The following is a 13,945-nucleotide window of genomic DNA, read 5'->3' on the forward strand; positions in this document are numbered from 1 at the left end:
GCGGTCTGGACGACCGCTGTTTCTTTACTTAAGGTTACGCTTCTTCCAGCAAGAGCTTTGTGCCCAGACCAATCAACACTAAGCCGGTTGTCACCTCCATTCTGCGCATGAATGTTGGGCTATTAAGTAACCGCTTTGTAGCGACCAATGTTTGAGCCAACCCACACTGCCAAATCATCGCAATAATAAAATGGATAGATGCCATCGCACCTGATTGCAGCAACGCCGAGCCCTTTGGGTCAATAAACTGTGGTAAAAACGCCAAATAAAACACCGCCGTTTTGGGGTTGAGTATGTTGGAAAGAAACCCTTCTCGCAGGGAACGCGTTATCTCTATGTCTGGCTGACGTATTTCAGAGCCAGAGACCATTGCTTTGGCTTTCCATGCTTTTTTCAGTGTCGATATCCCCAGCCAAATAAGATAACCCGCACCGACCATTTTTATTAGATTAAACCACTCTGCCGACTGGGCCAAAATCGCAGAAATCCCTATTGCGGATAACGCCGCATGAACAAATAAACCCAGACAAATACCAAAACTGGTCGCAAACCCGTCTACTCTCCCTCCTCGGGAAGCGTTACGAATCACTAGCGCCGTATCCAAGCCTGGGGTTAACGTTAAAATAGTAATTGCGATAACAAAGGCTTCCATATTATTGATCACATCCGTGCCCTCCTAGCAACTTAACTTACAGCATTCAATGCCCGTAGATGTCACTTCTATCATCAATTAGCCACCGAATAAACAGCACTGTGCTTTTTTTCAATAGTCATAATATCTACTTGTAAACACTTATTTGGGTATATGTACTCGTAAACGTTCATTGGACTATCAACTTCGTCGGCTATATAAGCGACATCGCTAGCTAACGAGAGGTTTAATTGTTGGGCTACACTACCATCTATTTCACGAGTGAGCTTTATTGCCCCTCTAAGTCACTCGCTTCTTTTTTAGTAAGATTCCTAATATAGTCTTGCAGCGAAGATACTGTAACATTTTCCTTCCGAACGATTAGTTCTTTATCTATCGCATCCGCAACTTCGTTATAAAAATTATATAAACCAACAATACTGACATCGGTTGTATTTAGTTCCAACCATCAGTTTCACTTAAAAGAGCCTCTCTGGGAACAAGTAAAAGAAGTAATACTAATTTCTCCTTACATAGGCTAACGCCCTGCTAAGTGGCTGACAACATACCACGATACACAAACAAACCACCGTAAAAACAGAGCAAACTTTGAACTACATTCGCCGAGCGTTGGCAGTCCGCATTAAGCAGTTTATTAGGTGTGGTATTAGCACCGGCCATATTTTTGATTTTGAAATTCTCGCCGTTGTTTCGTCACTTCATACAACACTATTCCACTTGAAGTGGCTAAATTTAAGCTTTCGATGATACCAAACATAGGAATACTGACACAAAACTCGGATGATGTTATTACATGTTCACTTAAGCCTTTTGATTCATTACCAAACCATATAGCCAAGCGTTTTTGCGTAAAATCACCGTTGCTAAGCTCAACGTTAACCTTACCCTGTATATGAGGAGAAGTTGCAACAGAACAAAACTTATTCGTTTCCAAATGGTCTAGACAAGACTGTGTTGAATCGAACCTTTTTACAAAACTCCACTTAACCGCAGAAACAGATGGCCTTACGAGTGGGTTCCAGTGGCGCATATCCTGCCAATCATCTGGCAAATATCGATTTTCGTCTACGATATAAACTTTCTCTGCACCCAATGCATTTACATTACGTACGACTGAGCCAATATTTTTCAAAGACTTAGGGTTTTCCAGAACTACAATAAGATTTTTACATCTAAAATCTTTTATTTCATCAGCTCTCTTTCGTAGAGCACTCTTATTACTTTGTTCTTTCACTATCTTTCTCCTCAACACATAACGCCCAATTAAGGGGTGAGCAACGCAATACCGATGCCGCCGCATACAACCTTAAACACTAAACGCAACGCAACGCAACGCAAAGTAAAAATGCCACGCGTTGCAAATCCCTCTTGAACAGTTTGTATTATGCCTATGCTAACCACCCAGAAAATCTAGTATTTTTTGTCCAGTACCTAGACCTCGTTTGTAAAACTCGGTGTGACCACAAGTACTGCATGATAAAAAATAAAAACGGTGTTTGTTGTAATTGAAAAATGTACTCCAAAATCCACCACTGGCTCTTAATTCACCAACCTCATATGACTCTGAACCACATTTATCACAGCAGTTGTATTCAAACTCCGATTTCATTTTGTCATTCCCCAAGAGGTGGTTTGCCATCTGCTTATTCGCAAGCTCTTTGCCTAAAGCTCCGCACTTTTCACACTTCACTGATGAGTGTTCATTGCTATGCCCGCACCCAAAGCACTCCCATTTACTATCCATATTTCCTCTTATAGGCATAACGCCCTGCTAAGTGGCTGACAACATACCACAAAACGTAAGCAAGCCACCGTAATCACAGAGCAAATTTTGAAGTAAATTCGCCGAACGTTGGCAGTCCGTCTTAAGCAGTTTGTAAGAAGATTATCTACGCTGTTCTCTGGAAGGGTTATGTGGATAAACATACCCTCCTTCAGTCGCTTCAAAGGTTAAGCCAGAATCAGTAATAATTTTAACAACTACTATATACCGCTTTCCTAGAGACTGTCGCCATAAATGGTAGTTACGGTCATAAGCTGGGTTAAACTGAAATCTAACACATACTGAGCCAACCCACTCAAGCGGTACTTCTTGCGCCTTTACTAACCTTATAAATTCATGGAGCATTGAGTCTGACAAATCTTTTAGTACACCAGAGCAACTTTGATTACTCTGGCTTCCAAACAATTCGAAGACCAAAGTATTTTCCTCACGTTCTTCGGCCAATAAAGAGAGATGACCCACAGCCCAATATCCGGAGTAGTCGTGATTTCGACCATTTAAATACTTGCAGTAATTGATGGCGATTCCTTTAAACTCTTTCCGGCGAGCCATATATCTTTCCTTAATCTTCTAACGCCGCATTAAGCGGACAAAAATAATGGGTTAAAATGTGTAGCGAAGCGAAATGTAACCCACTATTTTTGTTACATTTAAATGCCTTGTTATAACTACGTTACTCTGAACCACGCCATTTAGTAAGCGCAGGAACTACATTGTATTGATCTTTGAAGTTTACTATTTGTCTTTCTGTAAAAGAATCTGGTCTAAATCGAATACTGTTTGCAAGTTCGTTAATATAACTTTTGCCACTAGCTTTATATTGAGAAATTTCGGCATGAGACAGCTCAATTTCAAGCATAAACACGCCTACAGTCCCACAAACAACAGAAAGTAAATAGTCTTCCCTACTCTGAAAAAGTAACCAAGACATATATTCTTCATCTAAAACAACCACATTAGCTCCAGTAGTTATAACGCCTTGCTAAGCGACAATAAAATTGTTGGCTAAAATAGCGAGGAACGAGCAAAAGCCAACTGTTTTTTGTCCGTTTAAGCAACTTGTTAGCAATTTTGTTCAAGCTCACCTATACAACGCATTAGTTCTTTACCTTTAGTCGTGATAAACCATTTCCCTGACACATCATCAATTAACCCCAAGTCTGATAAGTACACATGGTGAAAAGACTTTGGATCGCGAGAAATACCAAGTGTATATGCTGAAGATAGGGTTTTAAACAACATTTTAGTTACGGAAGAGTTTTCAGCATATAACTCAGTTAAAACCATTAAATCAGGGGCTGTTAATTTTGCAAATAATCGAACAATTTCCGGGTGTACACTACCTTCACTGAGTTCTCTAGCTGTAACATTTGCCCACAGGGATCTGATGAAGTCATCACTTTGGCTATCGGAATTTTCTAATACGGTGTAAATAACTTGTGGCTTTACAACAACATTTGTAAAATCAGACTTATTAGCTTTCGAAATTTTATCGGCAGCCTCTCGCAATGTTTGCTCTGCAATTAATTTTTGAACGTCATTTAAAGTAGAGAATTTCTGTTCTATTAGTTTACCAATACCAACCGTAGTAGCGGTTATTGGGTAAATTAATTTGTTGATAACTTCAACCGATGCTCCCCAAACTTCCTTTGGGATTTCTTTTAAAAATTCCATTTATACTCCAGTGTTCGAAATTACGATTAATTGCTAACGCCGCGTTAAGTAGTGAGCAACGCTACCACTGAACCTAACCATACCACCGTAAACACAAAACCCAACGATGGAATGAAAAATGCCAAGCGTTGGGAATCCGTCTTAAACGCTTTGTATGGATAATAAGCACTCCAATCGGGTAAGGTGAGACCCAGACTTTAGCTGCAACTAAAGTTCTTCTATCTGATAGTTCGATTAAATGATGGCTCCTCTATCGAGAGACCGATAACAAGTACGAACGTCAGATAGAACTCCAAGCACCACACTCGAATAGTCTTCTGGGTCTCGAGCCCGCATTTGCAAGCAAGAGTTAGCTTATTATGAATACAAACACACTTCAAAACATTAATGTTGGCGTTGATACAGGTAAGTCACAATTAGACATCTATATCCGTCCACTCGATATTTACTTCACCGTACCAAACACCGATAAAGGCATCAGCGATGCCATCAAAACCATTAAGAAACACAAGCCTCAACGCGTCGTCATCGAAGCTACAGGTCGATTAGAAATGCCATTCATACTTTCCTGTGACAAAGCCAAATTACCTTATGTTGTTGCCAACCCACTACGTATTAAAAGGTTTGCTGAGGCTATTGGGCAACGTGCTAAGAATGACCGCTTAGATGCCGCGCTCATCGCACATTATGCCGAAAGAGTTCAACCCGAACTGACTAAGCTAAAAAGCGAAAACATACGCCTTATGAGTGACTTAGTCACGAGGCGGAACCAACTACTCACCATGCAAACCATGGAAAGAAACCGACTACAAATATTACCTAAAAATATATCATCGACCATTACCCCTATTCTGACCGCTCTAAAAAATCAGCTTGAAAAAGTAGAGGCAAAGATAGAAAAACTGATTGAGAGCAGTCATGAGTATCAAGCTAAGAGCACCATTCTTCAAAGCATGCCAGGCGTTGGAAAAGTCCTAGCCGCCTCCCTAATTAGCAATGTACCCGAACTCGGTTTTATCACTAACAAGCAAGCTTCTTCTCTCATTGGCGTCGCACCTATAGCAAGAGAAAGTGGACGCTTTAAAGGCAAACGGATGATAAAAGGAGGTCGACCTCAAGTTAGAACCGTTATGTATATGGCAATGATGTCTGCCATCCAATGTAACCCTGTTTTTAAGGCTACATATAAAAGATTACTTGCGGCGGGTAAACCAAAAAAATCGCAATCGTTGCCTGCATGAGAAAGATGGTTGTCATACTTAATTCAATGATAAGAGACGGTGTAATGTGGGATAAGAATAGCGCCCCAAATTAGCTATTGACGCCATAGTCTCTTGTATGGCGATTTACTTTAGACTTGCTTGGATTATCAGTAACTCAATTTCATTGTCCGATGTATTAACCAAGCCATGGGTGCCAAAACGTTTATTAACTATCATATCTCCTGAAGCCACTTTTCTATCCTCGCCTTCAATGGTCATAGTGCCTTCACCTTTCAAAATGATATACATTTCTTCGTCATCTCCGTGAGTATGTTCACCCATAGAACTTCCAGGTGGCATAACGACACGGATGGCAAAATCCCAAGCACCATCGAAATCTTTACGTCTGAATGCACGATAGATATCTATTGAACCTTCTCCATCATGGCTATTTTCGTCGACTTCTTTATCACAAGTGTAGAAATTACGTATCATATTTTCCGAATTCCTCTTTGATTATTTTCCGCAGATCTACTGAGCGCCATAACGCTGCACTAAGCTGCCGCAAACATGTGGCTACACTTTTGCGAAGCAAAAATGCCACGTGTTGGAGGTCAGTTTGAGTGCCTTGTTATGTGTGTAGTTCCAGTGTGTAGGTCTGCTCTTCACGCTCACTGCCCCAAAGTACCACCACTTTGCTTGATGTAAGCTTAAAACCAAGATCTTCATAGATACTTAGAGCTAACCCTAAATTACTTTCCGTCCATAATTGAACCTTTGAATAACCTGCTTGTTTGGCAAAACTAATAGACGTTGATAGCAATTTACTACCTATACCTTTACCTCGAAGTTGAGGGGCTAGAATAAACCACCTTAGTTGAGCTATTGAATCCGTATTTTGGCAAATAGCGATTGAACCTAAAACCTGACCTTTGCATTCAACAAGCCAAATTTTCTCTCTATCATTTTGATTCAGCACAAATTGTGATAACGGCTCAGCTACATATGCTTCAAAGGTAAAATCATACCCGTTTTCAACCGCTGCATATTTACCATGTAAAAAGATGACAGATCCTATATCTCCACATAGCATGTTACTCCGAATTACGATGTCATCCATGATAGTTACCTTTTGGTGAAAACACATAACATTCTTAATAACAGGCAGTCTCGTTTTTCTGTCTGCCTGACTTACCATCAACCTATCATAAGCCACTAAAAATTAAAGTAAATGTATCAAACTATACATTCTGTCATCATATAAAAACGAGCGTGTGTGTTATCACTTTACCCATGCGCGTTATCTTAGCAAGAACAGCGTAAATTTCTTTAATAACAATGGCTTATAATACCTTCTAACAGCTAAATGAGACTGGACTGTCGGAAAAACAAGCCAGACTGCAATAAGAGATCTTCAATATGTGTTTGTCGTAAGCCATGCTTAATGACCGAAATGACAAAGCGAAGTAGATAACTTTGTTGTTCGAAGAGCATTGGCTGCTCGCGCAGCCAATAGGATATTATTGCCTATTGACAGGCAGAAGGCTCATATGTGTTAGGCTTCGAGTTAAAGGGATAGAAGCAACTCTATTTCACGCCCTTCAACTAATTGACCTGTTGATACAAAACCACAACTTTCGTAGAAACCTTGAGGACTATCTGAACCTGTAACAACACTTGTGTATAGAGCCGATATTCCGAACTCATTAACCAATGCTGATTTCAACAAATCAATAGCGATACGCCCATAACCCTTTGACTGTTCAGATTTATCGAGCATAAACCGCCAAAGTTCAAACTTACCTGAAACTGTGTCCGCATTTACTAAAACAAAGCCAATTGGATTATTGTCAGAATAGATACCTTTGAACCAAGGAAAGCTCATAAAGTTTGCTTCAGCCAATGAAATCGCATTGCTTTCAACATGATCTAGCTGATTTTGAGCTACCCGTAGTTGGCAAATCTCATAGAAGTTCGCTTTGTCTATACTTCTTAACTCGATGCTCATACTATCAATTTCCTACGAAAACATAACGCCAAATTAAGTAGGAGCAACGCTCCCGCCTAAACTAAACCATTGTGCTGTAAACACTTAAGCTGATTCAAACCGAAAATGCCGAGCGTTGCGAATCTGCTTGAATTTATTGTTATGTGTTTGGTTTAACCAGTTAGCTTCGATTCCAAACTTTTGATTCTATTGGTGCATACCTTACTAAAGCAACCAAGTTCTTTTTCCCACTGTTTATTGCTTATAGGCATAACACGCAAGTCCCCTAAAGCTTTGGGATGGCACCAAGACTTCAGAGCATTCAAAGCACTTATTTGCTCGCTAATATTGTCCTGAGCATATTGATCCCTTAAGCGTTCTAATTCAAATTGCGCCTGCTCATGATTGGATTGCTTAAGTATTTGAATTAGCCCATTTAGCTTTTCGTCCAAAATCATACCCCTAGCCTTCTTAAAACACATAACGCTTTGCTAAGGTGTGAGCAAAGCAATACCTTAGCCTCCGCATAATACCTTAAACACATAAACCAACGCATAGTAAAAATGCCACGCGTTGCGAATCACTCTTAAATGCTTTGTATGGATAATAAGCACTCCAATCGGGTAAGGTGAGACCCAGACTTTAGCTGCAACTAAAGTTCTTCTATCTGATAGTTCGATTAAATGATGGCTCCTCTATCGAGAGACCGATAACAAGTACGAACGTCAGATAGAACTCCAAGCACCACACTCGAATAGTCTTCTGGGTCTCGAGCCCGCATTTGCAAGCAAGAGTTAGCTTATTATGAATACAAACACACTTCAAAACATTAATGTTGGCGTTGATACCGGTAAGTCACAATTAGACATCTATATCCGTCCACTCGACATTTACTTCACCGTACCAAACACCGATAAAGGCATCAGCGATGCCATCAAAACCATTAAGAAACACAAACCTCAACGCGTCGTCATCGAAGCTACAGGTCGATTAGAAATGCCATTCATACTTTCCTGTGACAAAGCCAAATTACCTTATGTTGTTGCCAACCCACTACGTATTAAAAGGTTTGCTGAGGCTATTGGGCAACGTGCTAAGAATGACCGCTTAGATGCCGCGCTCATCGCACATTATGCCGAAAGAGTTCAGCCCGAACTGACCAAGCTAAAAAGCGAAAACATACGCCTTATGAGTGACTTAGTCACGAGGCGGAACCAACTACTCACCATGCAAACCATGGAAAGAAACCGACTACAAATATTACCCAAAAATATCTCATCGACCATTACCCCTATTCTGACCGCTCTAAAAAATCAGCTTGAAAAAGTAGAGGCAAAGATAGCAAAATTGATTGAGAGCTGTCCTGAGTATCAAGCTAAGAGCACCATTCTTCAAAGCATGCCTGGCGTTGGGAAAGTCCTAGCCGCCTCCCTAATTAGCAATGTACCCGAACTCGGTTTTATCACTAACAAGCAAGCTTCTTCTCTCATTGGCATCGCACCTATAACAAGAGAAAGTGGACGCTTTAAAGGCAAACGGATGATAAAAGGAGGTCGACCTCAAGTTAGAACCGTTATGTATATGGCAATGATGTCTGCCATCCAATGTAACCCAGTTTTTAAGGCTACTTATGAACGATTACTTGCGGCGGGTAAACCAAAAAAAGTCGCAATCGTTGCCTGCATGAGAAAGATGGTTGTCATACTTAATTCAATGATAAGAGACGGTGTAATGTGGGATAAGAATAGCGCCCCAAATTAGCTATTGACGCCATAGTCTCTTGTTAGTGCTGATGTTGTACGTATATGCGCAGATTTCATCATCAACCAATAATATTTCTTCCGTTTTGGAGTAAAAGCGCTGGTCAGAAGATAACACTAGCTTTGTATTGGTTAAACCAACTAAATCCTTGGTTGCGGAAAAAACACCTTCTACCATTTCTTCGTTTCTGGCAAGCAGTATTGCCTTACTTGTAATCGGAACACATACCTCGATATTTGAGGTGTTCAGACCAAAGTAAAACCCTTTGCCACCTTCAGGATGGCTCAGAATAAAAGGATTATCCGAGGTTATAACATTAAGGTCATCATCTTCGATTATATGTAATTGATAAAACTTATTCGACAAGCACTCTTGCACAGTATCTATTAGTGTTAACTCTGCCACTATCAAATCAGTTTTTGAGTATTCGAATTCGGCTTTATTAGAGACATTTATATTTTGGCTCATGCTAGCAACGATTTCCTTAGTTCTCCGCATCGGTCTTTCCAAGACTTCTCTATGGGAGGGTGTTCGCAAGTAAAGTGTCGCTAGTAGCAAAATCAAATGCTTCATGTCTTCATTAGGTGGTAGGCAAGAATGAGTATTGATGTGACTAATTGCCTTACTAATATTGGGTTCTATTTGTTCTGCGTAGAAGTTTTCAACGATCAGAGAGTTCTGGTGATCTACGGTATAGTAGTCTCGTTGAGCGCATGCATCATTTGGGCTAGTAGAAAATGGCTTACCATTATTATTTGGTACAGCCCAAAATGGTGAAGAGTTTTCACCACCACTTGTAAACCCCTTCAAGTAGCACTTTGGAATGTAATGGTGTTTTGCTTTTCTGCCCATGCAACCTCCTGTAAGCACTAACGCCTGCATAACACGTTTGCTACTATGCAGATTAAGCCTAAATTTACCACTTAACTCGGTAAACCCAAAGAAATCTAGAATGCCGAATGTAGCAAATCGTGTTGATGCATTTGTTAGCTTCTTTTTAACCGAAGAATATCAATTGATAAGTGATAAGACATGTGATTTACTTTATTAAATATCTAATAAGGGTCGGGTCATGGTTTATAAAAATAAAGGTGGGCAATCACGAGAAAGAACAATGATTGCTGCGTATTCACTAGTAAAAGATTTTGGTGCTAAGCATAAAGATGTAGCTTCAGCTTTAGGTTGTACTCAAAGTACTATATCAAACTGGGTTAAAGATGTAGGCTACCAAAAAGAAATTAGTGGTTTAAAGAATGAAATCGCAGACGCACAAGATTATATTAATGAGTTGCACCATCAACTCCCGCCACCCGAGCCTGAATATATAGAACACGACGATTTCACTCCATGTGCTGAATGTCGAGATCCCGCGACGACACCACAAGGTTTTTGTAGTGATTGCGCCGATGAATTCTTCAGTAATTTAGATACCTAAAGCAATAATACTTTATTTGACAGACTGAAAAACAATAATAATTAACAGTCTGTTTGCTTTTCAAGGGGCACACTAGGAGCTAACATTCTTAATAACAGGCAGTCTCGTTTTTCTGTCTGCCTGACTTACCATCAAACTATCATAAGCCACTAAAAATTAAAGTAAATGTATCAAACTATACATTCTGTCATCATATAAAAACGAGCGTGCGTGTTATCACTTTTTAACCATGCGCGTTATCTTAGCAAGAACAGAAAAAATCCCATTAATAACAATAATTTATAAAAAATTCTAGCTGCTAAACGAGACTGAAATCTCGGAAAAACAAGCCACTTTTCATACTCAAACTGAATCTAACCCCAATAAGCTGTGTAAATGAACAGCACAAAGGCTTAAAGCGACCAGCCCACGCCAAACCTCTATGATTTCGTTGATACCCAATCAACGCGAGACAAGACTTTGCTGTGGCTTGAGCGTCGTAACGATGCATTCGAGCTGACTGTCGGTCAGCGGAAACCAACGGTTGTTCTGGATCTGCGGCTCAGACAACACCTCAAGGAGTGCATCTGGGCTGAGTTTCGCCTTCCCGTACGCCACCAGCTCAATCGGCTGTGCACACAAAGACTGCAAACGACAAATACATTGGTCCACATCTTGGGTAAAACACAAGTTGTAGGCATTTTGGCCCTGCATCTTGACTACACAAAGATCGGGAGTGTCACGAGATGGGGAGCAATGCTCGGTGAAGCGATTGAGTTGCGCTTGTCTAATAAACGCTTCGAGCCAGCTATATTTGGACGTTTGTTTAGGGTCAAATCCATTGAGCAGCGTCGATAGATCACACATATGGGAGCGCATCGACTCAGGCTCAGTGTGAATGCGATAGCAAATAGAATTGAGGACCTTCAGAACGTGATCGGCCGTGAGCTTTGGCATGGTAACCTCCAACAGGAAACATTTCCATCACCACACAGAGACCCCATAACAAAGGGTGGTGAACTGAACAAGGTTGATACTACCGCACACATGGACACGGCCAGCCGAAGCTGCCTCGCCCAGCCCACCGTAATACCGAATCAAAATGCGCATTAAGTCATGCGATTTAGATTTCTACAGATGTGCCTAGGCCGCACATGATGAAGGCTAAAAATCAGCCGGCATCAATGCGCCATGTGTAAGGTGCGGGGTATCAATCCCGACACTGGATTTTGCCAGTGCTTTTGCAGGATATCGCTGGGGTTCAGAAGAGTCAACGCTTTCATCGCGTAGGCCGATTAACTGGTCAAAAATCAGGATCTTGTAGAGGGGCGTGTTAACAATGTGTCGAGTATAGGCTGGGGTTTAGAAAAGTCTGTCACAGAAAACGGTTTCTATTATTTAAGGCAGAGAAGAGATTCAGGACACACCAAAAGGACGCAATAATTTGGCTGGGGCATCACAACGAACGTCAGGGTGAAGTGGCTCATTTATCTTTCTCTTTAATGGTTAGATCCTCATATCATTGATGTGTTCAATACTTAACTCTAATTGATACCCCTAACCAAGATGCACCCTCACGCTTATTAGCTGTAGAGTGCCAACTCTCAATGAAGTCCCACTCAGCACTAGTGCCTGCAATATCTGAGTCAAACCAGTTACCTTTAGCATCATTGAGGATGTAATGTAACGAATCATTTACCAAGATAACTGAAATCAACATTGTTTTGTCTGGCGTTGACTTACTCAACGACAACGTTTTTGTAGAAATACCTAATTTTTTAATTAATTCAAATTCGATAGGGAAAACTCGGCGTAAATATTCATTCGTTTGGGGATCTCGAATCAGAACCTCACACTCTATATCAAATTGACGAAGAACATACAGCATTGCCCCTAGTGAATTGTAGCCAGAGTGTTCAATGTAATCGGGATTCTCGCCGGGAGTAATTATTCCCGTGACTTTATAAAGCTCCAAAGCGAGGTCTTTTAATTCATCTGAAACACTAACTTCAACAGAAGACCCGGTGAATGCAACCTCTTTCGCATTATACTTGCGTAGTTCAAAAGGCGACGCGAAAGGTAACTTATTCAGCCCTTTTAAACATGCAACAATACAATAAGGCCCACAATACAAACTTCCTTCCGGTTGCCTCATATTTGGAAACATACTCACAATACCCTCTCCTCTACATTCAAAAGAACACATAACGCCAAAATATGCCATTACGACTTACCTAAATATGGCTTTAGAAAACAGGCGACTTGCTCTTCACAAAGGCCAACTTCTACTTCAATACCACTTTGTCTTAGAATAGAAATACCTTTGCCACTATTGCGCTCGTCTGGGTCAACTAATGCGACAACAACATGCTTTATACCCGACTTCACCAACGTATCTGCACAAGCAGGAGTTCGACCAACAAAAGAGCAAGGCTCTAAGGTCACATAAGCTGTCACACCATCCATTGAACCTTTGTACGCATTTAGTGCTTGGACTTCAGCGTGTTTTCCACCAATGGCTTGTGTAAAACCTTCAGATACGACGAGGTCACCTTTGACTAAGACGCAGCCAACTGGCGGATTTGGAACACAATCAGGTAATGCTTTCCTAGATACTTCCAACGCTCTAAGCATATATTTTTCTGACATTTTTCCGTATTCCTCATTCGGGCATATAACGCCCGCCTATTACGAACCCCCTCATAATTTCTATATAAAACAATGAGTAGACGCACCTCGCTCATTCTGAGCTAATGGATCTCGCCAAACACAAACCGGATTTGATAGGAAGCCCTAACGATGCTCAATGCTCAATGCTCAATGCTCAATGCTCAATGCTCAATGCTCAATGCTCAATGCTCAATGCTCAATGCTCAATGCTCAATGCTCAATGCTCAATGCTCAATGCTCAATGCTCAAATTTTACAGCAAACTCTTGAGAATCAATGCCCCGACATTCACAAAAAACGACTTAAATCTCTGATACTTGCAACCAGAACAGTACTTGATGGCTCTGACCTCACACTCACCAAAACTGGATGAGCTCTCGGCACTGATACCACGGTAAAACAGGCCATTACACGTATCGACCGATGGCTTGGTAATAGCAATCGACACCGTGAGAAAGAGTCCATATATACATAGCATGCCTCTTTGAGTACCCGTGCCAACCCTTTTCTTGTGGTCCTAGTTGATTGGTCGAATGGTCGTTGACCGATAAATGTCAATGACCCAACCGATAATGGTTGGCAGCGGAGAGACCGCAATATGTGTTTGTCGCAAGCAATGCTTAATGACCGAAATGACAAAGCGAAGTAGATAACTTTATTGTTCGAAGAACATTGGCTGCTCACGCAGCCAACAAGAGGTTATTGCCTGTTGACAGGCAGAAGGCTCATATGTGTTAGTTTACCTTTCGCACAAATCGCACGATTTAATTAAATTGACCATTTCATGCGAATAACTATAATCT

General features: G+C 40.9%; 17 protein-coding genes and 1 pseudogene. 4 read left to right on the plus strand and 14 right to left on the minus strand.

Annotated features, from left to right (window positions below):
• Positions 1-34: 34 nt before the first annotated feature.
• The 6 genes from HLM86_RS11450 to HLM86_RS11480 form a co-directional block, all read right to left on the minus strand.
• Positions 35-652 carry a LysE family translocator gene (locus tag HLM86_RS11450; protein ID WP_170882998.1) on the minus strand — a complete coding sequence of 206 codons (618 nt, stop codon included), beginning with the start codon at positions 650-652 and terminating at the stop codon, positions 35-37.
• A gap of 646 nt (positions 653-1,298) precedes the next feature.
• The gene (locus HLM86_RS11455; RefSeq protein ID WP_083949396.1) at positions 1,299-1,886 is read right to left on the minus strand and encodes a TrmH family RNA methyltransferase; all 588 of its coding nucleotides are present in this window, start codon (positions 1,884-1,886) and stop codon (positions 1,299-1,301) included.
• A gap of 159 nt (positions 1,887-2,045) precedes the next feature.
• Positions 2,046-2,414, minus strand: a complete 369-nt coding sequence (locus HLM86_RS20445) for a zinc ribbon domain-containing protein (RefSeq protein ID WP_367947046.1) — start codon at positions 2,412-2,414, stop codon at positions 2,046-2,048.
• A gap of 123 nt (positions 2,415-2,537) precedes the next feature.
• A complete protein-coding gene (locus HLM86_RS11470; RefSeq protein ID WP_170882876.1) occupies positions 2,538-2,987 on the minus strand; it encodes a hypothetical protein in 450 nt (149 codons plus the stop codon).
• A 121-nt stretch (positions 2,988-3,108) separates the two neighbouring features.
• Positions 3,109-3,390, minus strand: a complete 282-nt coding sequence (locus HLM86_RS11475) for a hypothetical protein (RefSeq protein WP_076588893.1) — start codon at positions 3,388-3,390, stop codon at positions 3,109-3,111.
• 107 nt (positions 3,391-3,497) lie between these two features.
• Positions 3,498-4,109 carry a hypothetical protein gene (locus tag HLM86_RS11480; protein ID WP_170882877.1) on the minus strand — a complete coding sequence of 204 codons (612 nt, stop codon included), beginning with the start codon at positions 4,107-4,109 and terminating at the stop codon, positions 3,498-3,500.
• A 359-nt stretch (positions 4,110-4,468) separates the two neighbouring features.
• Between HLM86_RS11480 and HLM86_RS11485 the strand changes: the two are divergent.
• Positions 4,469-5,424, plus strand: a pseudogene (locus HLM86_RS11485) (IS110 family RNA-guided transposase).
• 31 nt (positions 5,425-5,455) lie between these two features.
• On the opposite strand, the gene HLM86_RS11490 reads toward HLM86_RS11485, so the two are convergent.
• The 4 genes from HLM86_RS11490 to HLM86_RS11505 all read right to left on the minus strand — a co-directional run bounded on the left by HLM86_RS11490 (position 5,456) and on the right by HLM86_RS11505 (position 7,756).
• Positions 5,456-5,806 carry a cupin domain-containing protein gene (locus HLM86_RS11490; protein WP_038483440.1) on the minus strand — a complete coding sequence of 117 codons (351 nt, stop codon included), beginning with the start codon at positions 5,804-5,806 and terminating at the stop codon, positions 5,456-5,458.
• Between the two features lie 136 nt (positions 5,807-5,942).
• Positions 5,943-6,431, minus strand: coding sequence for a GNAT family N-acetyltransferase (locus HLM86_RS11495; protein WP_170882878.1), 489 nt, complete (start codon positions 6,429-6,431; stop codon positions 5,943-5,945).
• A gap of 447 nt (positions 6,432-6,878) precedes the next feature.
• On the minus strand, positions 6,879-7,319 hold the full coding sequence (locus HLM86_RS11500; RefSeq protein WP_170882879.1) for a GNAT family N-acetyltransferase: 441 nt from the start codon (positions 7,317-7,319) through the stop codon (positions 6,879-6,881).
• 152 nt (positions 7,320-7,471) lie between these two features.
• Positions 7,472-7,756, minus strand: coding sequence for a hypothetical protein (locus HLM86_RS11505; RefSeq protein ID WP_143678208.1), 285 nt, complete (start codon positions 7,754-7,756; stop codon positions 7,472-7,474).
• A 346-nt stretch (positions 7,757-8,102) separates the two neighbouring features.
• Here HLM86_RS11505 and HLM86_RS11515 point away from each other — a divergent pair, with 346 nt between their 5' ends.
• Positions 8,103-9,059: an IS110 family RNA-guided transposase gene (locus tag HLM86_RS11515; RefSeq protein ID WP_170882880.1), complete on the plus strand. Its 957-nt coding sequence runs from the start codon at positions 8,103-8,105 to the stop codon at positions 9,057-9,059.
• Here the strand turns inward: HLM86_RS11515 and HLM86_RS11520 are convergent, their stop codons facing one another.
• The gene (locus HLM86_RS11520; RefSeq protein WP_170882881.1) at positions 9,060-9,911 is read right to left on the minus strand and encodes a DUF4238 domain-containing protein; all 852 of its coding nucleotides are present in this window, start codon (positions 9,909-9,911) and stop codon (positions 9,060-9,062) included. It abuts the gene before it with no gap.
• Between the two features lie 220 nt (positions 9,912-10,131).
• On the opposite strand from HLM86_RS11520, the gene HLM86_RS11525 reads away from it, so the two are divergent.
• The gene (locus HLM86_RS11525) at positions 10,132-10,494 is read left to right on the plus strand and encodes a helix-turn-helix domain-containing protein (RefSeq protein ID WP_170882882.1); all 363 of its coding nucleotides are present in this window, start codon (positions 10,132-10,134) and stop codon (positions 10,492-10,494) included.
• Positions 10,495-10,935: 441 nt separating this feature from the next.
• Here the strand turns inward: HLM86_RS11525 and HLM86_RS11530 are convergent, their stop codons facing one another.
• The 3 genes from HLM86_RS11530 to HLM86_RS11540 all read right to left on the minus strand — a co-directional run bounded on the left by HLM86_RS11530 (position 10,936) and on the right by HLM86_RS11540 (position 13,122).
• Entirely contained in the window at positions 10,936-11,430 is a 495-nt protein-coding gene (locus HLM86_RS11530; RefSeq protein WP_170882883.1) for a hypothetical protein, read from the minus strand.
• A 574-nt stretch (positions 11,431-12,004) separates the two neighbouring features.
• Complete coding sequence (locus HLM86_RS11535) at positions 12,005-12,697, minus strand: T3SS effector IpaJ family cysteine protease (protein ID WP_254868797.1); 693 nt, start codon at positions 12,695-12,697, stop codon at positions 12,005-12,007.
• Complete coding sequence (locus tag HLM86_RS11540; RefSeq protein ID WP_076586810.1) at positions 12,697-13,122, minus strand: bifunctional diaminohydroxyphosphoribosylaminopyrimidine deaminase/5-amino-6-(5-phosphoribosylamino)uracil reductase RibD; 426 nt, start codon at positions 13,120-13,122, stop codon at positions 12,697-12,699. Before HLM86_RS11540 ends, HLM86_RS11535 begins: the two co-directional genes overlap by 1 nt.
• A 150-nt stretch (positions 13,123-13,272) precedes the next feature.
• On the opposite strand from HLM86_RS11540, the gene HLM86_RS20250 reads away from it, so the two are divergent.
• Positions 13,273-13,515, plus strand: a complete 243-nt coding sequence (locus tag HLM86_RS20250) for a hypothetical protein (RefSeq protein ID WP_254868798.1) — start codon at positions 13,273-13,275, stop codon at positions 13,513-13,515.
• The last annotated feature ends 430 nt before the right edge of the window (positions 13,516-13,945 follow it).

Source organism: Vibrio ostreicida (genome assembly GCF_013074385.2).
GTDB lineage: Bacteria > Pseudomonadota > Gammaproteobacteria > Enterobacterales > Vibrionaceae > Vibrio > Vibrio ostreicida.

Bases quoted from the DNA above. Each gene is read 5' to 3' on its own strand.
- HLM86_RS11480 (WP_170882877.1), bottom strand. From the start codon at position 4,109: ATGGAATTTTTAAAAGAAATCCCAAAGGAAGTTTGGGGAGCATCGGTT.
- HLM86_RS11540 (WP_076586810.1), bottom strand. From the start codon at position 13,122: ATGTCAGAAAAATATATGCTTAGAGCGTTGGAAGTATCTAGGAAAGCA.
- HLM86_RS11490 (WP_038483440.1), bottom strand. From the start codon at position 5,806: ATGATACGTAATTTCTACACTTGTGATAAAGAAGTCGACGAAAATAGC.
- HLM86_RS11515 (WP_170882880.1), top strand. From the start codon at position 8,103: ATGAATACAAACACACTTCAAAACATTAATGTTGGCGTTGATACCGGT.
- HLM86_RS11525 (WP_170882882.1), top strand. From the start codon at position 10,132: ATGGTTTATAAAAATAAAGGTGGGCAATCACGAGAAAGAACAATGATT.
- HLM86_RS11505 (WP_143678208.1), bottom strand. From the start codon at position 7,756: ATGATTTTGGACGAAAAGCTAAATGGGCTAATTCAAATACTTAAGCAA.
- HLM86_RS11450 (WP_170882998.1), bottom strand. From the start codon at position 652: ATGGAAGCCTTTGTTATCGCAATTACTATTTTAACGTTAACCCCAGGC.
- HLM86_RS11470 (WP_170882876.1), bottom strand. From the start codon at position 2,987: ATGGCTCGCCGGAAAGAGTTTAAAGGAATCGCCATCAATTACTGCAAG.
- HLM86_RS11495 (WP_170882878.1), bottom strand. From the start codon at position 6,431: ATGGATGACATCGTAATTCGGAGTAACATGCTATGTGGAGATATAGGA.
- HLM86_RS11535 (WP_254868797.1), bottom strand. From the start codon at position 12,697: ATGGCATATTTTGGCGTTATGTGTTCTTTTGAATGTAGAGGAGAGGGT.
- HLM86_RS11530 (WP_170882883.1), bottom strand. From the start codon at position 11,430: ATGCCAAAGCTCACGGCCGATCACGTTCTGAAGGTCCTCAATTCTATT.
- HLM86_RS11500 (WP_170882879.1), bottom strand. From the start codon at position 7,319: ATGAGCATCGAGTTAAGAAGTATAGACAAAGCGAACTTCTATGAGATT.
- HLM86_RS11520 (WP_170882881.1), bottom strand. From the start codon at position 9,911: ATGGGCAGAAAAGCAAAACACCATTACATTCCAAAGTGCTACTTGAAG.
- HLM86_RS20445 (WP_367947046.1), bottom strand. From the start codon at position 2,414: ATGCCTATAAGAGGAAATATGGATAGTAAATGGGAGTGCTTTGGGTGC.
- HLM86_RS20250 (WP_254868798.1), top strand. From the start codon at position 13,273: ATGCTCAATGCTCAATGCTCAATGCTCAATGCTCAATGCTCAATGCTC.